Source organism: Nocardia yunnanensis (assembly GCF_003626895.1).
GTDB lineage: Bacteria > Actinomycetota > Actinomycetes > Mycobacteriales > Mycobacteriaceae > Nocardia > Nocardia yunnanensis.
The window spans coordinates 1,454,924-1,473,358 of sequence record NZ_CP032568.1; the positions used below are offsets into that span (position 1 = coordinate 1,454,924).

Annotated in this window: 17 protein-coding genes; 11 read left to right on the top strand and 6 right to left on the bottom strand. The window is 67.6% G+C overall.

Translation table 11 applies throughout. The annotated features are described in order from the left end of the window. Window positions 1-162 precede the first annotated feature (162 nt). The 4 genes from rpsL to tuf all read left to right on the top strand — a co-directional run bounded on the left by rpsL (window position 163) and on the right by tuf (window position 4,598). On the top strand, window positions 163-537 hold the full coding sequence (gene rpsL, locus D7D52_RS06970) for a 30S ribosomal protein S12 (RefSeq protein WP_014353064.1): 375 nt from the start codon (window positions 163-165) through the stop codon (window positions 535-537). Then, window positions 537-1,007, top strand: coding sequence for a 30S ribosomal protein S7 (rpsG, locus tag D7D52_RS06975; protein ID WP_040813378.1), 471 nt, complete (start codon window positions 537-539; stop codon window positions 1,005-1,007). Before rpsL ends, rpsG begins: the two co-directional genes overlap by 1 nt. 179 nt (window positions 1,008-1,186) lie before the next feature. Next, a complete protein-coding gene (gene fusA / locus D7D52_RS06980) occupies window positions 1,187-3,292 on the top strand; it encodes an elongation factor G (RefSeq protein WP_120735568.1) in 2,106 nt (701 codons plus the stop codon). A 115-nt stretch (window positions 3,293-3,407) separates the two neighbouring features. Further along, window positions 3,408-4,598, top strand: coding sequence for an elongation factor Tu (gene tuf, locus D7D52_RS06985; protein ID WP_120735569.1), 1,191 nt, complete (start codon window positions 3,408-3,410; stop codon window positions 4,596-4,598). A gap of 89 nt (window positions 4,599-4,687) precedes the next feature. Here tuf and D7D52_RS06990 read toward each other — a convergent pair whose 3' ends face one another. The 3 genes from D7D52_RS06990 to D7D52_RS07000 form a co-directional block, all read right to left on the bottom strand. Further along, window positions 4,688-4,930 (bottom strand): hypothetical protein, encoded by a 243-nt coding sequence (locus D7D52_RS06990; RefSeq protein ID WP_120735570.1) that lies wholly within the window; start codon window positions 4,928-4,930, stop codon window positions 4,688-4,690. Between the two features lie 35 nt (window positions 4,931-4,965). Continuing rightward, the gene (locus tag D7D52_RS06995) at window positions 4,966-5,760 is read right to left on the bottom strand and encodes a glutamate racemase (protein WP_120735571.1); all 795 of its coding nucleotides are present in this window, start codon (window positions 5,758-5,760) and stop codon (window positions 4,966-4,968) included. 71 nt (window positions 5,761-5,831) lie between these two features. Then, window positions 5,832-7,028 carry an NAD(P)/FAD-dependent oxidoreductase gene (locus tag D7D52_RS07000; protein WP_120743879.1) on the bottom strand — a complete coding sequence of 399 codons (1,197 nt, stop codon included), beginning with the start codon at window positions 7,026-7,028 and terminating at the stop codon, window positions 5,832-5,834. 157 nt (window positions 7,029-7,185) lie between these two features. On the opposite strand from D7D52_RS07000, the gene D7D52_RS07005 reads away from it, so the two are divergent. From D7D52_RS07005 to D7D52_RS07025, 5 genes are all read left to right on the top strand, one after another. Continuing rightward, complete coding sequence (locus tag D7D52_RS07005) at window positions 7,186-7,536, top strand: SPW repeat domain-containing protein (protein WP_120735572.1); 351 nt, start codon at window positions 7,186-7,188, stop codon at window positions 7,534-7,536. Window positions 7,537-7,679: 143 nt separating this feature from the next. Beyond that, complete coding sequence (locus D7D52_RS07010) at window positions 7,680-8,324, top strand: TetR/AcrR family transcriptional regulator (protein ID WP_120735573.1); 645 nt, start codon at window positions 7,680-7,682, stop codon at window positions 8,322-8,324. Window positions 8,325-8,447: 123 nt separating this feature from the next. Then, window positions 8,448-9,479 carry a hypothetical protein gene (locus D7D52_RS07015; protein WP_162958190.1) on the top strand — a complete coding sequence of 344 codons (1,032 nt, stop codon included), beginning with the start codon at window positions 8,448-8,450 and terminating at the stop codon, window positions 9,477-9,479. A 73-nt stretch (window positions 9,480-9,552) separates the two neighbouring features. After that, window positions 9,553-10,308 carry a DNA alkylation repair protein gene (locus D7D52_RS07020; RefSeq protein WP_120735575.1) on the top strand — a complete coding sequence of 252 codons (756 nt, stop codon included), beginning with the start codon at window positions 9,553-9,555 and terminating at the stop codon, window positions 10,306-10,308. 341 nt (window positions 10,309-10,649) lie between these two features. Then, entirely contained in the window at window positions 10,650-11,246 is a 597-nt protein-coding gene (locus tag D7D52_RS07025) for a transglycosylase SLT domain-containing protein (RefSeq protein ID WP_120735576.1), read from the top strand. 260 nt (window positions 11,247-11,506) lie between these two features. On the opposite strand, the gene D7D52_RS07030 is transcribed toward D7D52_RS07025, so the two are convergent. Next, on the bottom strand, window positions 11,507-12,562 hold the full coding sequence (locus D7D52_RS07030; RefSeq protein WP_120735577.1) for a ferredoxin--NADP reductase: 1,056 nt from the start codon (window positions 12,560-12,562) through the stop codon (window positions 11,507-11,509). 39 nt (window positions 12,563-12,601) lie between these two features. Next, complete coding sequence (mftR2, locus tag D7D52_RS07035; RefSeq protein WP_120735578.1) at window positions 12,602-13,222, bottom strand: mycofactocin system transcriptional regulator MftR2; 621 nt, start codon at window positions 13,220-13,222, stop codon at window positions 12,602-12,604. Between the two features lie 387 nt (window positions 13,223-13,609). Here mftR2 and mftF point away from each other — a divergent pair, with 387 nt between their 5' ends. Beyond that, window positions 13,610-15,010, top strand: a complete 1,401-nt coding sequence (mftF, locus tag D7D52_RS07040; RefSeq protein WP_120735579.1) for a mycofactocin biosynthesis glycosyltransferase MftF — start codon at window positions 13,610-13,612, stop codon at window positions 15,008-15,010. 3 nt (window positions 15,011-15,013) lie between these two features. Here mftF and D7D52_RS07045 read toward each other — a convergent pair whose 3' ends face one another. Next, a complete protein-coding gene (locus D7D52_RS07045) occupies window positions 15,014-16,243 on the bottom strand; it encodes a cytochrome P450 (protein WP_425464615.1) in 1,230 nt (409 codons plus the stop codon). Between the two features lie 382 nt (window positions 16,244-16,625). Between D7D52_RS07045 and D7D52_RS07050 the strand changes: the two genes are divergently transcribed. Beyond that, complete coding sequence (locus D7D52_RS07050; RefSeq protein ID WP_120735581.1) at window positions 16,626-17,978, top strand: GAF domain-containing protein; 1,353 nt, start codon at window positions 16,626-16,628, stop codon at window positions 17,976-17,978. The last annotated feature ends 457 nt before the right edge of the window (window positions 17,979-18,435 follow it).

The window sequence follows — 18,435 nt, forward strand, 5'->3', positions numbered from 1 at the left end:
CGAGAGCGGCTGACCGTTTCAGCGTGCCTTGAATTGGGCCTCTGAGCTGCGCACGACACGCCCGACCTCGTGGAGACGAAATGCCGCGGGAACTGGGCGGAAAGCTCGAATGACAAAGACATGAAGTTCCAGACACCTGGTTACTAAAAGGAAAGCCGGTCTATGCCAACCATCAACCAGCTGGTCCGCAAGGGTCGCCGCGACAAGGTCGCCAAGACCAAGACTGCGGCCCTCAAGGGGAGCCCGCAGCGTCGTGGCGTGTGCACCCGCGTGTACACCACGACCCCGAAGAAGCCGAACTCCGCGCTGCGTAAGGTCGCGCGTGTTCGCCTGACCAGCGCGGTCGAGGTCACGGCTTACATCCCCGGTGAGGGCCACAACCTGCAGGAGCACTCGATGGTGCTCGTCCGCGGCGGTCGTGTGAAGGACCTCCCGGGTGTGCGCTACAAGATCATCCGCGGTTCGCTCGACACCCAGGGTGTCAAGAACCGCAAGCAGGCCCGCAGCCGCTACGGCGCCAAGAAGGAGAAGAGCTAATGCCGCGTAAGGGTCCCGCTCCCAAGCGTCCCCTGATCAACGACCCGGTCTACGGCTCCCCGCTGGTGACGCAGCTGGTCAACAAGATCCTGCTGGACGGCAAGAAGTCCACCGCCGAGCGCATCGTCTACGGTGCCCTCGAGCAGGCCCGCGAGAAGACCGGCACCGATCCGGTCGTCACCCTCAAGCGCGCGCTGGACAACGTCAAGCCCGCCCTCGAGGTCAAGCCCCGTCGTGTCGGTGGCGCCACCTACCAGGTGCCGGTCGAGGTCCGTCCGGGCCGCGCCAACACCCTCGCGCTGCGCTGGCTGGTCAACTACTCCCGCGCTCGTCGCGAGAAGACCATGGTCGAGCGTCTGGCCAACGAGCTGCTGGACGCCAGCAACGGTCTCGGTGCTTCGGTGAAGCGCCGTGAGGACACCCACAAGATGGCCGAGTCGAACCGGGCCTTCGCGCACTACCGCTGGTGACCTGTGGCCCGGCCCTCCGTTCGGAAGTGCCGGGAGACGAGTCACATGTCGGGCGCGACCGCCGAGCTGCTGCAAGCGAGGCACTTACGCGTCGCGCCCGACGTTGACACCGAGGGCTCTCGGAGAACCCCGAGGCCCATCCCGTTGAATCCCAACTAGCTACGAGCGGGGAAGTTTCCGTGGCACAGGAAGTGCTCACCGACCTGAACAAGGTCCGCAACATCGGCATCATGGCCCACATCGATGCGGGCAAGACCACCACCACCGAACGCATCCTGTTCTACACCGGTATCACGTACAAGATCGGTGAAGTGCACGATGGCGCCGCCACCATGGACTGGATGGCGCAGGAGCAGGAACGCGGCATCACCATCACGTCCGCCGCGACGACCTGTTACTGGAACGACAACCAGATCAACATCATCGACACCCCCGGCCACGTCGACTTCACCGTCGAGGTGGAGCGTTCGCTGCGCGTGCTCGATGGCGCCGTCGCGGTGTTCGACGGCAAGGAAGGCGTCGAGCCGCAGTCCGAGCAGGTCTGGCGTCAGGCCGACAAGTACGACGTGCCGCGTATCTGCTTCGTCAACAAGATGGACAAGCTGGGCGCTGACTTCTACTTCACCGTTCAGACCATCAAGGACCGTCTGGGTGCGAAGCCGCTGGTCATCCAGCTGCCGATCGGCGCCGAGGACACCTTCGAGGGCATCGTCGACCTGGTCGAGATGAATGCCAAGGTCTGGAAGGGCGAGACCAAGCTCGGCGAGCAGTACGAGGTCGTCGAGATCCCGGCCGATCTCAAGGATCAGGCCGAGATGTACCGCCAGGAACTGCTCGAGACCGTCGCCGAGTCCGACGAGTCGCTGCTGGAGAAGTTCTTCGGCGGCGAGGAGCTCTCGGTCGAGGAGATCAAGGGCGCGATTCGCAAGATGACCGTCAACTCCGAGCTGTACCCGGTGCTGTGCGGCTCCGCGTTCAAGAACAAGGGCGTTCAGCCCATGCTCGACGCGGTCGTCGACTACCTGCCGTCGCCCCTGAACGTCGAGTCCGTGCAGGGCCACGTGCCCGGCAAGGAGGACGAGGTGCTGACCCGGAAGCCGTCCTCGGACGAGCCTTTCGCGGCGCTGGCGTTCAAGATCGCGACCCACCCGTTCTTCGGCAAGCTGACCTACGTCCGTGTGTACTCCGGCAAGGTCGACTCCGGCGCCCAGGTCATCAACGCGACCAAGGGCAAGAAGGAGCGTCTGGGCAAGCTGTTCCAGATGCACTCCAACAAGGAGAACCCGGTTCCCGAGGCCGTGGCCGGCCACATCTACGCGGTCATCGGTCTGAAGGACACCACCACGGGTGACACCCTGTGCGATCCGCAGAACCAGATCGTGCTGGAGTCCATGACCTTCCCGGATCCGGTCATCGAGGTGGCCATCGAGCCGAAGACCAAGGCCGACCAGGAGAAGCTGGGCACCGCCATCCAGAAGTTCGCGGAGGAGGACCCCACCTTCAACGTGAAGCTGGATCAGGAGACCGGCCAGACCGTCATCGGCGGCATGGGCGAGCTCCAGCTCGACATCTACGTCGACCGCATGAAGCGCGAGTTCAAGGTCGAGGCCAATATCGGTAAGCCGCAGGTGGCCTACCGTGAGACCCTCACCAAGACGGTGGACAAGTACGAGTACACCCACAAGAAGCAGACCGGTGGTTCGGGCCAGTTCGCCCGTGTCATCATCGCTCTCGCGCCGCTGGTCGACGCCGAGGACGGCGCTACTTACGAGTTCGAGAACAAGGTCACCGGTGGCCGCGTTCCGCGTGAGTACATCCCCTCGGTCGACGCGGGCATCCAGGACGCCATGCAGTACGGCGTGCTCGCCGGCTTCCCGCTGGTGAACGTGAAGGCTTCGCTGCTCGACGGCGCCTACCACGAGGTCGACTCCTCGGAAATGGCGTTCAAGATCGCCGGCGCGATGGCCCTCAAGGAAGCGGCCCGCAAGGCCGGTCCGGTGATCCTCGAGCCGCTGATGGCGGTCGAGGTCACCACGCCCGAGGACTACATGGGCGAAGTGATCGGCGACCTGAACTCCCGCCGTGGCCAGATCCAGGCCATGGAGGAACGCAGTGGTGCCCGTGTCGTCAAGGCGCTGGTTCCGCTCTCGGAGATGTTCGGCTACATCGGTGACCTGCGGTCGAAGACCCAGGGCCGGGCGAACTTCTCGATGGTGTTCAATTCGTACGCGGAGGTTCCGGCCAACGTGTCGAAGGAGATCATCGCCAAGGCGACCGGCGAGTAAATCGCTGTCGGGGCGGGTTTGCGAGAATCCGTCCCGAGTGGTCGTCGATCGACCCCCAGTAATACAAACCGCACTGCTGCAAAAAGCACGCACTAACTAGTCCAGGAGGACAACAGTGGCGAAGGCGAAGTTCGAGCGGACGAAGCCCCACGTCAACATCGGCACCATTGGTCACGTCGACCACGGCAAGACCACGCTGACGGCGGCGATCACCAAGGTGCTGGCTGACAAGTACCCGGACCTGAACGCGGCCTTCGCGTTCGACCAGATCGACAAGGCTCCGGAGGAGAAGGCTCGTGGTATCACGATCAACATCTCCCACGTCGAGTACCAGACCGAGAAGCGCCACTACGCGCACGTCGACGCCCCGGGCCACGCGGACTACATCAAGAACATGATCACCGGTGCCGCCCAGATGGACGGCGCGATCCTGGTCGTGGCCGCCACCGACGGCCCGATGCCGCAGACCCGTGAGCACGTGCTGCTCGCCCGCCAGGTCGGCGTTCCTTACATCCTGGTCGCCCTGAACAAGGCCGACATGGTCGACGACGAGGAAATCCTCGAGCTCGTCGAGATGGAGGTCCGCGAGCTGCTGGCCTCGCAGGAGTTCGACGAGGATGCCCCCGTCGTGCGCGTCTCCGGCCTGAAGGCGCTCGAGGGCGACCCGAAGTGGACCGAGTCGGTGCTCGAGCTGATGAACGCCGTCGACGAGTCGATCCCGGACCCGGTCCGTGAGACCGACAAGCCGTTCCTGATGCCGATCGAGGACGTCTTCACGATCACCGGTCGTGGCACCGTCGTCACCGGTCGTATCGAGCGTGGCATCATCAACGTGAACGAGGAAGTCGAGATCGTCGGCATCCGCGAGAAGGTCACCAAGACCACCATCACCGGCATCGAGATGTTCCGCAAGCTGCTGGACAACGGCCAGGCGGGCGACAACGTCGGTCTGCTGGTCCGTGGCATCAAGCGCGAAGATGTCGAGCGTGGCCAGGTTGTCATCAAGCCGGGCACCACGACCCCGCACACCGAGTTCGAGGGCCAGGCGTACATCCTGTCGAAGGACGAGGGCGGCCGCCACACCCCGTTCTTCAACAACTACCGCCCGCAGTTCTACTTCCGCACCACCGACGTGACCGGCGTCGTGACCCTCCCCGAGGGCACCGAGATGGTCATGCCGGGCGACAACACCGAGATGAGCGTCAAGCTCATCCAGCCGGTCGCCATGGACGAGGGCCTGCGTTTCGCGATCCGTGAGGGTGGCCGCACCGTCGGTGCCGGTCGCGTCACCAAGATCATCAAGTAAGACCTAGCTCTTACTGAAAGGGCCGTTCCCCTTGGGGGAGCGGCCCTTTCGCCTTTCCCGGGCGCGGCCGCCGGCGTCGAGCGGGTGGGTCAAGGCGTGTCCGGGGATTCGTGGGTGGGGTTGCCGTCCTCGTCAATCCAGTCGGTGACGGCGGTGCCGGTGACCATGCCGTCGCTGCCGGGCAGCACGGTGAGCGGCCGGTCGTCCTTGTAGGTTTCGGCCATGTCGTGGGCTTGGTCTCGGTGTTCGTCGGTCACCTCGGGCTCGTCGGTCAGGGGGCGGTCGTCCTGACGGGCCGATTCCTGGTGGATCCGTTCTTCTTCCGTGGTCATGACGCAGACCTGCCCGGTTCGGCCGGGATCAAACGTCAGTGCCGCGGTGCGGTGGTGACCTCGCTCGACGCGGGGAGCGCGCCGAGTATCCGAGCGGATTCGAAAGCGGCTGCGGCGGAAGGCAATTCGCCCGGCCGCCCGCTGCTCATGACGCGGACGGCGCCGCTGCCGGCGGTGGGCCGGCCCAGGGCGTCCATGCGGCGCAGGGTCTGGCCCGCGACGGCTTCGGCGCTGTCGAACACGCGCACGCCGGCGGGCAGGGCGGCGAGGATGTCGTCGAGGACGAGCGGGTAGTGGGTGCAGCCGAGCACGATGCCCTCGGTGTCGGCGGGGGTGCGGGCGGCCGCGTCGGCGATGGCCTCGGCGATGGCGGGCAGATCGCCGCGGTCGATGGCGTCGGCCAGGCCGTGGCAGGCGACGCCGGTGATATCGGCCGCGCCGCCGAAGCGGGCGATCAGGTCGGCCTGATAGGCGCTGGCGGTGGTGGCCGCGGTCGCCCACACCGCAACCTTGCGGCAAGCGGCGGCGGCGGGCTTGATGGCGGGCACGGTCCCGATCACCGGCACGTCCGGACCGACCATGGCGCGCACGTGTTCGAGGGCGGTGACGCTGGCCGTATTGCACGGCAGCACAATGACTTCCGCGCCCGAGTCGAGCGCGAGGCGGGCAATGTCCAGCACCCGGTCGACGACCCACTGCTCCGGTTTCGGCCCCCACGGCGCGCCGTCAGGGTCGTTGAGCAGCAGCAGATCGAGATCGGGCCGCAGCTTCCGCAACCAGGCGGCCGTGGGCAGCAGTCCCAGTCCGGAGTCGATGAGCGCGACGATCACACCAGTCACGGTAATGAAAGCCCCCGCCCGGCCGCGAACCGCGGGTCGAAAAGGTGCGAAAGCGGCGATCGCTAGGAGATGTCCGCGCGCGGCCGCAGGTTGGCGGCGAGTTCGGCGCGCGCCTTCATGACCTTGCCGACCATGCTCGCGCCGACGACGGCGACCAGCTCGCCCGCGCGCAGGTAGTGCGCGAGGAACTTGCGGCCCCTGTCCTCGACGATCCGGATCTCGTCGGCCAGCCCGGGCAGGCCGAGGACCTGAATCTTCATGTCGTACTGGTCGCTCCACACATACGGCACCTGGGTCTCGCCCGCCGGTTCGCCGCCCAGCAGTGCGGCGGCCAGGATCCGGGCCTGCTCACCGGCATTGGTCCAGTGCTCCACCCGCTTGTTGCGGCCGGCGGCGTGCGGCCACGCGGCGACGTCGCCGACGGCCCACACCCCGGGCACCGTGGTGCGCCCGGTCTCATCGGTGAGCACGCCGCCGCCGTCGGCCGGCGCCGCGAGCGGGATGCCGGAATCCGCGAGCCAGTCGGCGGCGGGCACCGAGCCGATTCCGATGACCACCAGGTCGGCATCGATCCGCGTTCCGTCGGCCAATCGCACGCCGATGACCGAGTCCCCCTCGGTGACAAGCGATTCCACGCCCGTCCCACACCGCACCTCGACGCCCTCGGACTCGTGCAGCCGGGTCACGAGCGCCCCGACCGCCGCCCCGAGCGCGGCATACAGGGGAGTGGGCTGCGGTTCGACGATGGTCACCGCCAGGCCGCGGGACCGGAAACTCGCCGCGAGTTCGCAGCCGATGAACCCGGCTCCCACGATGACCGCCTGCCGCGCGCTGCCGAGGTGCGCGCGCAGTCCGGCGGCATCGGCGTGCGAGCGCAGCACGTGCACGCCGGAGACCTCCGGCAGTCCCGGAATGCGCCGCGGCCGCAGCCCGGTGGCGATCACCAGGGCGTCGTAGCCGAGGTCGCTGCCGTCGGCGAGCCGGACCCGCCGGGCGGTGGTGTCGACGCCGGTGGCGGTGGCGCCGAGCCGCAGCGTGATGCGCTGCTCGTCGTAGAACTCGGCGGGCCGCAGCGCGGTGTCGTCGGTCTCGCCGCGCACGTACTGCTTGGACAGCGGCGGCCGATCGTAGGGCGCGCGGTTCTCGTCGCCGAGCAGCGTCAGCTCGCCGGTGTAACCCCCACGTCGCAGTTCTTCGGCGGCGCGCAGGCCCGCCAGCCCCGCACCAACAATTAGAACGTGTTCTACCGACTCCGACATGTGCTCACCATAGCGGTTCGCCAAGTCGCGCACGGATGTGTCGCCGCTCACACCCGAACTGCGGCCGAAGCGTGTCCGGGCATTGATTGATCGGGCGGTCAATCAGGAATACAACGAAAGCAGAACATATTTTCTCGCCTTTCGAAGGAGGCATTCCATGTTCACCGTGAGTCGCGCGGAGCAGGCCGTAACCGTCGTGCTCGGCGCCGTCGCCGCGCTGTCCCCCATCTGGGTGGCGCACAGCAATCGCGCACTGTGGACCCTCGTGGTGCTCGGCGTGCTGATCGCACTCGCGGGCCTGTCGCAGATGGCGGATCGGGCCGCCGCCTGGACCGGCCGCGCGCTCGGTGTGCTCGGCGTCCTGATGTTCATCTCCCCGTGGGTGATGAACTTCCACGCCTACAACAACGCGTCCTGGGTCGCGTGGATCGTGGGTGCGTTGACCGTGGTGGTCGCATTGGCCGAAATGCCCGAGGTTGCGGGTCGTTTCGGTGCGGCCGCGCACTGACCGGTACGAGACGCCGGCCTCGGTCGCCCCGGTCCCCGGGTGAGGAATCGAGGCCGGCGCGCTCGCGGGATATGCTTGTTCCCAACGTCCGCCCGACCGGTGGCGGCAGCCTCCGCTTCGAAGCGTGAGGAGGAAGTCGAGCAGTGCCCACACCAGCGAATGCGGGACCCGCGCCGCGCCGGGTGGGGCGTCGCCGCAGCAAGAAGGTCGATGGGGACGCTCGCCAGCTCATCCTGGACGCCGCCGAAAGGCTTTTCGCGGCCAATGGATTCGACGCGACGCCCACCGCGACCATCGCCGACGCGGCCGGGGTCCCCAAGGGCCTGGTGTTCTACTACTTCCCGACCAAGGACGCGATTCTGTCGGCGCTCATGGCCGAACGCGTGCCCTCGCCGCCGATCGACGACATCGAATCGGTGGTGGTGCCGGGCGATCCGGCTAAGACTCTGGTCAATATGGATGCCGCGCTGAACCTGCGCGACAATCGCTCCTCGGTGTTGCGGGTGATCATGTGGCGCGAGGCCGATACCCACCCGGATGTGCGGAAGCAATTGCGCCGCATGCGTGATCAGTTGCTGGACGCGACGGCGCGGGTGCTGGCGGCGAGTGCGCCGGGCCCGGTGCAGCCGGGGACGCTGCGGGCCTGCGCGGCGGCGTGGGTGTCGGCGATGCTGGCCATTTCGAGCACGGATCGGCTGCACGCGCTCGACGGGGTGCCGCTGCCGACCACCGACGAGATCATGAATGTGGCGCAGGTGGTGGCGGCGGGCATGAGTCATCTGGGCTGAGATCGCCGGGTCCTGTCAATCCCCCAATACCCTTGCCGGTGCATTGGTTTCACCGGCCGGCCTGGCCGTCTCGGGTACGGCCCGACTCGCACCCGGTGGCCCGGCCCGGTAAGAATGGCGGCCATGGATGCCGATTTCACTGCCGGTCCGGGAGATTCGCGCCCCGCGCGCCAGCCGGGCTACCGCCTCACCCATCCGGACTCCCCGACGCCGGGCACCTCGCCGAATCCGGTGCTGACCGGCATCGATACCGGGCTGGGGCGCAACGGCCACGACCCGCAGGCGGTGCAGTGGTCCTCCGCGCCCGTAACCCTGCGCGCCACACCGGAATCCGAGGGCCTGTCGCGGCGGCTGGCGCCGGATCTGCCGCAGCGCACCGCCGATCCGGAGGCGGTGGCGGCGCGGCTGGCGGCCGACGGTGAGCCGTTCGCCGCGATCCAGTCGGAGTCGTTCGGCGGGTCCGCGGTCACCAACGGCTCGCTCTACGCCCGTTCCATGCCCGACAGCGACGCCTACGCGCCCGCGGTCGAGGACGACGACCCGCTCGTGCGCCCGGGCGTCAACGGCTCGTCCTACGGCCGCCGCGCCGAGGCGAACGAGGATGTGTTCGGCGCGAGCCCGGCGCTCGACCTCGAGCCCCCGACCAATCGCCGCTACGCCCCGGATCCGGAGCCACCTGCCCGCCCGGCCCGGCTGGATCAGATGGAGGCGATCGCCGCCTCGCTGCGCGAAGGCGCCGAGGACGAACCGGTTTCGGCCGCGCGCCCCGCGCCCGCTCCCTCGCGTCGCCGCGCGGCGCCGGAACCCGCTGTGGCGCAACACGAGTCGGCTCCCGCCGCGGAAAGTGCGGCCGCCGAGGCGAATCCGGCCGCGAAGCAGCCGGTCGAGAACAAGGCCGCCGAGTTCCGCACCAGCGAGGCCAGCGTCGACCTGCACCACATCATGCGCCTGCTGACGGCCAGCCACGATCTGGATCGGGCCGCGGCCGCCGCCGAGTCCGGGGAGATCACCGTCGCGGAATTCGCCGCGATCGCCCGCCGCACCCGCACGGCCGCGGTCGATTTGGTGGCCGCCTGGTACGGGGGCGCCGACCACATGCGGAAATTCGGCGAGGTGCTGTTACAGGCCGCGGCGGAAAGTTCGCCGCGTACCTGACGAACGATGTGAAGCCGTAGCCGGGCTTCAGGATGCCGTCGAAAGGTCCTCGGACACCGACGCGGGAGGCGCGATGACGGATACCGGCGTGCCGGCGAATCGGCTGACCGCCGCGGCGGTGCGGGCCGAATTGGCGTCGCTCGCGGATCCGGCCGATGCGGTGCATCTGCAGCGGTTTTTCAAGACGGGGCCGGGGGAGTACGGGGAAGGTGACGTTTTTATCGGCGTCCGGGTTCCGCAGACCCGGAAGGCCGTGAAACGGTTTGCCGGCATGCCCCTTTCGGAGATCGACGAACTGCTCGACTCGCCGGTGCACGAGCATCGGCTGGCCGGTTTGGTGATTCTCAATGGGGAGATGGCGAAGGCGTCGCGCACACGCGGGGGTGAGGCGCGGCAGCGGGAGATCGTCGAGTTGTATTCGGCCGCGGTGTCGCGCGGGCGAGTGAACAACTGGGATCTGGTGGACGCGTCGGCAGAGTTCGTGCTGGGCCCCTGGTTTCTGGAGCGGCCGCGCGATCCGCTGTTCGAATTGGCGGCATCGGATTCGCTGTGGCATCGGCGGGTGGCGCTGCTCACCACATTCGCGTTCATCAAGCGGGGGGATACCGCCACCACGCTCGCGCTGTGCGAGCTGCTGCTGCCGGATCGCCGCGATCTGATTCAGAAGGCGGTCGGCTGGATGCTGCGGGAGATCGGCAAACGGGTGGACCCGGCGATTCTCGCCGGATTTCTGGACGCGCACGCGGCGAATATGGGCCGCACCGCGCTGAGTTACGCGACCGAGCAACTCGCCGCCGAGCGGCGTGCGCATTACCGCGCGCAGCGCTGATTTCGCCTCGCTGGCGGCGTCGAATCGGTTCGCCGCTTCACGCTGCCGGATTGCTGTGACATACCGCTCGGCAGGTTAGCAACAACTGTTCATCGTGCGTTAAGTTTACGTTCACTTTGCGAGACCAGTCTGTGATCAGTCGGCGACGGCCGATACCTGCTCGAAACGAGCGGGACCCCCACACGCGGAGACCGCCGCAGTCCGGCGAGAGCGTGCCCGAACGGTGATAGCTGGGAAGTCTCCCGAATTCCGTTCCCCCACCTTGCACATCTCGATCCACGCAGTGCGTCGGCGGGTGCCTCCGGGACACCCGCCGTGGTCAGCGCTGCCCCCATAACGCCATGCCCAGAAAACTGTTCTCCCAGCACGTCCCCGCCAAGGCCGCCACCGGCGTCGCCGCCCTCGCCCTGGCTGTCACGGCCGTGGTCGCCGGTTCCGGCGCCGCTGCCGCCGATGCCATCAACGGTGTCCCGCCCGAGTTCCAGGGCACGGCCCAGCAGATTCAGCAGCAGGCCGTCCAGGTCGACGCCGGCCTGCCCGCGCCGCAGCAGGATCAGATCCGGCAGTGGGTCGAGGGTCTGCCCGCGCCGTTCAACCAGCTGCTGCCGCCGCAGTTCGGCAATGATCTGGACGGCTGGATCAAGAATGCCCTGTACGTGATGAACCAGCACGGCATCCCGGGCAGCTACGACGGCATCTTCCGCAATATCCAGCGCGAGTCCGGCGGTAACCCGCAGGCCATCAACCTCTACGACTCGAATGCCGCCGCCGGCATCCCGTCCAAGGGCCTGCTCCAGGTCATCGACCCGACCTTCCAGGCGTTCCACGTCGACGGCACCTCCTGGGACATCTACGACCCGGTCGCCAACATCGCGGCAGCCTGCAACTACGCCGCCCACCGCTACGGCTCCATCGACAACGTCTTCTCGGCGTACTAGCACCAACTCTCGGTGGCTCTCAGGGGGGTTTCACCCCCCCGAACCCCCGAGCCTCCGGCTCCCAGCTCCAGATCCTGCCGGGTCTCCGGCCCTGAGCCCCGAGCGTCGGGGCCCACAGCCCCCGCCTCCCGGGTCTCGGGCCCTCACCACCCCTGGCTCTCTAGCCTCGGCCGCCAGCTCAGGGCTCTGGCTCCCGGTCCTCAGCAAACAGCGTGGCCGCCGCGTGACAACGCGGCGGCCACACTGTGGTTTCGTCGGCGTCAGAACTGGATCTTCAGGTGGTCGGTGACCGGGCGGGCCTGGCAGCCGAGGATGTAGCCGTTGGCGATGTCCTCGGGGTCGAGGATTTCCGCGTTCTCCATGGCGACTTCGCCCTCGAGGACGGTGCAGGCGCAGGAGCCGCATTCGCCCTCGAGGCAGGAGTAGGGCACGTCGAGACCCTTGGACAGCATGATGTCGACGAGCGTCTGGCTACGCGGCCAAGGGATTTCGTGGGTCTGGCCGTCCAGTTCCACTTCGACGGTCGCCGCGTCGGCGGCCTCCTCGGCGCTGATCTCGGTGGGCGCGACCTCGGCGAACGGGTCGCCGGAGAGCGAGTTGAAGACCTCGGCGTGCGTCCGGTTGCGCGGCATGCCGAGCTGGCCCAGCGCGTCGTGGACGCGATCCATGAACGGCTTGGGCCCGCACATGAACGCCTCGTAGGCGGTGTAGGGCGCGACGAGGGTGGCCAGCGCGTCGGTGGTGGGCAGGCCCTGCAGGTGTTCGAGCCAGTGCACGACGACCAGCCGCTGCGGGTGCTTGTCGGCGAGCTCGCGCAGTTCGCGGGCGAAGATGACGGCCTCGTGATCGCGGTTGGCGTAGACCACCACGATGCGCCCGCCGCCGCGCGCGAGCGCCGACTTGAGGATGGACATCACCGGGGTGATACCGCTGCCCGCCGCGAACAGCAGCAGATCCGCGTCGAGGTTCTTGGGTGTGAAAACGCCGGACGGGGGCAGTACTTCGAGGGTGTCGCCGGCTTTCACGTTGTCGCACACCCAGTTCGAGGCATACCCGTCGACGGTGCGCTTGACGGTCACCTTGGGCTTGTCGTCGGTGTGGGGTGAGCTGGCCAGCGAGTAGCAGCGGGCGACGGAGCCGGTCAGCTCGCTGGGGATGCGCAGGGTCAGGAACTGGCCGGGCTGGTAGCTGAAGCGCTCACGCAGGTCTTCGGGCACGTCGAATACCAGCGAGCAGGAGTCGGCCGTCTCGTTGATGACCGCGGATACCCGCAGCACGGCCGATCGCGAGCTGTGCGGTACGTCGACGGTGGTCATGTTTTCCTCTCACCGAAACTAGAACGTGTTCTAGTTTCACTATACGTGGCCGTCACGCTGCCGGACAAGCTGAGCCTCGAGGCCCGCGATCAGTACGTCCATCGAGAAGTCGTAGGAGTATCTGCCGCGCAGATCGGCCAGATGTTTGGTGGCGCGTTCGACCGCCTCGGGCAGCACTCGATCCAGCAGCGCGTTGCGATCGCGCGGGTTCACCTTCGAGCGCCCGAACAGATAGGTGTGGATGGTCGCGTAGGCGGAGAGCACATTGCGCTCGTCGAATCCGGCGTCGAAGAGGATTTCCATCACGGCGGCGATGAGATCCAGCTGTTTGCCGAGCATCTGCTCGATCAGCACATCGCCGAGACCCGGGTGCTTGCGCAATTTTTCGTCGATCTGGTCGATCAGATCGCGCAAACGCATTTGCCACGTGCCGAATTCGAGGGGCGGCTTGCGGACGCCGGTCAGCGCGGCGGTCGCGACCAGATCGAGTAGCTCGCGCTTGTCGGCCACGTAGTAATAGGGAGCCATCGGCGAAACTCCGAGTTCGCGCGACAGCCGCCGCATCGACAGCTTCTCCACGCCGTCCTGCCGGACCACGCGCAGCGCGGCCTCGACGATCTCGGATTCCGAGAGGGTGTTACCGCCCCCGCCTGTCTGCATGCGCCCGACTCCCATACCGCCTCGACCACCACGGGCACGGATTTCCGTCCCCTGCCTGTTCAACTGCCCGATTTAACCTCCCGCAGTGTAGAGGGATCACGACCTCACCAGTCGGGCTACGGTCCGATGCGTGAGAGCGACCCTTTGCGGCTCTGACTCGATGATGCCGAAACACAGTGTTTCGCAGCGCGAGCGGGGTCAATCGAGCGCTCGATTCGCAGCGGTGACGCGGATAGATCGGCTGCCACCGCGAGGCAGAGTGAAGAGCGAGCAGGCAAGAATCCAGCGCTCCAGCGCCGCGAGCGCGCTGCGGCGAAGCGGAGGCAAATTCACTCTGAGTGCGTGGCAATCATCATTGCCAGTCGTGTGCTGACTTAGCATTCGGGAATGCGCCATGATCGCCTTCCCGATGGTTTCGGGGTGCGAATCGATCCCAAGGTGCGCACTTATTCCGGTGGACGGCTCCTGGTCGGCGGCACGCCGACGAGGTTGCTACGGCTCGCGCCGGAAGCTGCGGCCTTGATCGGTGACGGCTACCTCGAGGTGACCGACCCCGCGTCGGCTCGGGTTGCCAGACGTCTTCTGGATTCCGGTGTGGCCAATCCGCGTCCGCGGTTGCTGCCGTCGCTGGAGGACGTCACCGTGATCGTGCCGGTGCACAACAATGCGCCCGAGCTGTCGCGACTGTTGTCGGCGCTGCGCGGTCACACGGTGATCGTGGTGGACGACGGCTCGGATCGGCCGGTGCGGATTCCGGAGCAGCGCGGCAATCGCTGCCGCATCACGGTGCTGCGCCGCGACCGGCGGCACGGGGCGGCGGCCGCCCGCAATTTCGGATTGCGCGCCGCGGCAACCGAATTCGTGGCCTTCCTGGATCCGGAGGTGGTGCCGCGCACCGGCTGGCTGGAGGTCATGCTGGGTCATTTCAGCGATCCGAAGGTGGCGCTGGTGGCCCCGCGCATTCTGGCCATGGATCCGGACTCCACGCTGCTGGCCCGCTACGAGCACACCCGCGGTTCGGTGCATCGCGGCCGCCGCGAGTCGGCGGTGCACGCGCACGGCCCGGTGCCGTACGTGCCGAGTTCGGCGGTGCTGGTGCGCCGGCTGGCGTTGCTGGCCGAGGGCGGCTTCGACGAGTCGATGGCGGCGGGCGGGGACGTCGATCTGTGCTGGCGGCTGGATCGGGCGGGTTGGCGGTTGCGCTACGAACCCGCCGCCCGGGTCGCGCACAGCAATCCGGTGTCGCTGCGAAAGTGGTTCGCGCACAAGGTCACTCACGGCACCGGCGTGGCTCCGCTGGCGCAGCGGCATCCGGGTCTGGCGGCCCCGCTGTCGCTGCCGATCTGGACCGGGGTGGCGGCGTTGCTGCTGGGCACGCTGTCGAGCTGGGGCATCGTCGGCGGTCTGCTGACCTTGGGCGCGACCATGATCCGGTTGCGCCGGGTCTTCGCCGGCCTCGACAATCCGACCCGGGTGGCCGCCATCTATATGACTCGCGGTTTCACCGGCGGGGTGTGGCGGCTGGCTTCGGCCATGTCCCGCCACTATTGGCCGATCACGCTGCTGGGCATGCTGTGTTCGCGGCGGGTCCGGCATATCGCGATCACCCTGGCCATGGCGGAGGGCTTGGCGGACTGGTTCACTCACCGGGAGCCGGGCAGCCTGGATCCGGCCCGCTACGTGCTGTGTAAACGACTCGACGATGTGGCCTACGGCGCGGGCCTGTGGTGGGGGGCGGCCCGCATTCGCAGTGCGGCCGCGTTGAAACCCACGCTGCCGTCGAATTAGCCGTCAGTCACCGACGCCCGAGAGCCGGACCGGCAGGTGCCGCACTCCGGTGTGCTTGTTGCTGCGGGTGTATTCCACGGCCCCGGTCAGCTCGGCGCCGCCGACTCGATCGAGCAGCGTCCCGAACAGCACGCGCATTTCCATGCGGGCCAGGTTGGAGCCGAGGCAGAAATGCCCGCCGCGTCCGAAGGCCAGATGCGGGTTGGGCCGTCGCCCGATGTCGAAGCGGTGCGGGTCGGTGAAGACGGTCGCGTCGCGATTGGCGGAGGTCCACCACAGGGTCACCTTGTCCCCGGCCCGGATTCGCTGTCCGCCGAGCACGGTGTCGCGGGTGGCGGTGCGGCGGTTGTAGGAGGTGGAGGAGGCCCAGCGCAGCATTTCCTCGACGGCCCCGTCGAGTTGGGAGCGGTCCGCGCGCAACGACCGCCACACCTCGGGGCGTTCGATGAGCGCGAGCATGCCGACCGCGATCGAATTGCGCGTGGTCTCACTGCCCGCCGCGATGAGCAGGCTGAACAGCATGGCCTGCTCCATCTCGGTGAGCGGCCGCCCGTCGACGTCGGCGTGCACGACCAGCGACATCAGATCGTCGCCCGGATCGGTGGCCTTGGCGGCGAACAGTTTCGCCCCGTAGGCCCGGGTCTCGGCCACGGCCTGCCGGGTGCGCGCGGTGGCCTCACCCAGCTCCCGATCGTCGTAATCCAATGCGACATTGGCCCATCCGAACAGCTGATGCCGATCGGCCTGCGGCACCCCGAGCAGCTGCGCGACCGCCTGCAACGGGAGCTCGGCCGCGAGGTCGAGCAGGAAATCGCACTCGCCTTGCTCCAGCGCGGTGTCCACCAGTATCTCGGCCCGCTGCCGCAGATCGTCCTCGATGAGTTTCAGGGTGCGCGGCGCGACGCTGGGCATGAGCAGCTTGCGCACGCCCGCGTGCCGCGGATCGTCCATCATGTTCAGCAGCACCCCGACCGCCCAGTCCGCGGGCAGATCCTCGATGAGCGTGCCCCCGCCGCTGCGGTTTCCACCGCTCTCGGAGGAGTAGGTCGACGAATCCCCGGCCACGGCAACGATGTCCGCGTACCGGCTCAGCACCCAGAACCCCTCCCCGTCGGGGGTGTGCGCGGTGGGCGGATGCCACCACACCGGCTGTCGCTCGCGAAGGTGATCGAAGACCGCGTGCGGAAACCCGTGCGCGAAGCGATCGAGATCGGTCAGGTCGATGTCCTCCACGCACCCCACCCTGGCACAGGGTGCACTAGCCTGTGGCAGATTCAGTGAACAGCGTTTAGTCCAAATTCGGAGCGCCGCAACCGATTCGGCGAGCAACTCACGCGCTCTCCGTCGCTTGGCCTCGGTGGTTCGCAGCCCGGCTCGATTCTGGACTGACGGAGCGGGGGAGCGAACGGCTCCATAGACCTGCGCCTTGGAGGGGCGGAGGAGGGAAGAATCGAGCTTGCAGGGCTGCGAACAGCCGGAGCGGAGCGGAGGCGAAATAGACACAGCTCACATTTCCGCTGGCGTGTGTCGGCGTGTGACCTGCCGGACAAACGTCCGGCTTCCGCCTTGAGCTCTCAGGTGCGCCGGTACTCTTTGGGGGCGGAAAGAAAGGCAAATGGTCAGCAATCTCGCAGGTGGAGGGCAGTCCCACCATGGCGTCGAACCGGGCAGTCAGCTCGGGGCGCTCGAAACGTATGCCGCCCAGGCACATGGATACCTCAGTGTGGGCGGCGATCAGCTGGGGCAGCTGCCGGGTTTGCTGCGGCCGATGGTGCTCGAATCCTGGCTGCGCAGCCTGCGCGGCGGCGTGGATCCGATGGATGACGGCGATGGTCGCGGCCTGCGCGGCGCCGACCTGGAACGCTATCGCGACGCGCATCCCATCGCGGCGGTCATGCCGTTGGTGGACAAGCTGTTGCTGCGCGACGCGACCAGCACCGGCCTGATCGTGGTGGTGGCCGACCAGTTCGGTCGCGTGCTGTCCGTGCACGGCAACGCCGACCGGGTGCAGGCGGCCGCCGACGCGGGCCTGCGCGAGGGCAACGACCTGAGCGAACGCCGGGTGGGCACCAATGCCGTGGGCCTGGTGGTGCGCACCGGGCGCGCGGCCTGGATCCATGGGCCGGAGCATTTCCTGCACCGCATGCACCAGATCACGGGAGCCGCTGCGCCGGTGCACGATCCGGACGGCCGCCTGGTGGGCGTGCTGATGATCGCGGGCGGGGTGCGGGTGGCGCGCCCGGAGATCCTGGCCCTGGTGAAGGCGGCGGCCACCGCCGCGGAGATGGATCTGCTGCTGGCCGCGGTGCGTTCGGGTCATGATCGCCGCGCGCCGGCCGACGCGCCCGCGCCCGAACGCCTGGGCCTCGAGGTCCTGGGGCTCGGGCAGCCGCAGTTGACGGTGGCGGGTGAGCGGGTTCCGCTGTCGCAGCGGCACGCCGAGATCCTGCTGCTGCTGTCCGAGCACACCGAGGGCCTGTCGGCGGATCATCTGGCGCTGCTGCTCGACGACGCGGATCTGGACAATGCCACGATTCGCGCGGCCATGTCGCGGCTGCGCTCGGTGGTGGGTTCCAATGTTTTCGGTTCGCGTCCCTATCGTTTGCGCGTCCCGATCGCCACGGATGTCGAAGCCCTGCGCGCCGCGCTGGATTCCGGGGACGTGGACGCCGCGGTGCGGCTGTACGCGGGCCCGGTGCTGCCGCGGTCGACCGCGCCGGGAGTTATAGACATTCGCGATGAATTGCGAGTTCGCTTGCGTACCGCCGTCTTACGCTCGGCCGATGCCACGGTGCTGAGCCGGTGGACCGCGGGCGCCGAGGGGCGCGACGATGCGGCGGCGTGGGCGGCCTATCGGGCCACCGTCGATCGCGAATCTCCGCTGTACGCGCAGATCGAGGCGAAGATCCGAGTCCTGGATCGGCGCCTGGGCGCGGATGCAACGCAGTTGCAACGTTTCGACTCATAGTCTCCACATCCGAAAGTGCGGTCGGTCACACCGTGGCCTTGTCATGTGGTCGTACCCACATTCTTCGCGATCTTCGCGTTCGCGCGTCAGTCAACTAGACGCTTGTCCAACTTTTTTTCAGGAAAAAGTTCCTTTTTATTGTGTAAACGCCTAGTGTTCGCATGCATGAACGGCATCCCTGTGATGCAGGTGACAGTTGGAGGAGATCGGCAAGCGAGCACAACCCGGATGCGATGACCCGGAGGCGATCGCATCCCGGCCGGCGAGCCAGTAGGCCCGGCCGCTTCGAGCACTAGTTGGATCACGCGCGACCGAGTCATTGCGGTGACTACCCGCGCATTCGTCGAATCACCCAGGGCGGTGCGATCTTTCGCGGCCTGGTGCGCCCGGCTTGCCCGTGCGCATCCCAGGTCTATTTCGCGATGCCCGAAACCGTTGGTCGACATAGCAATTCGCC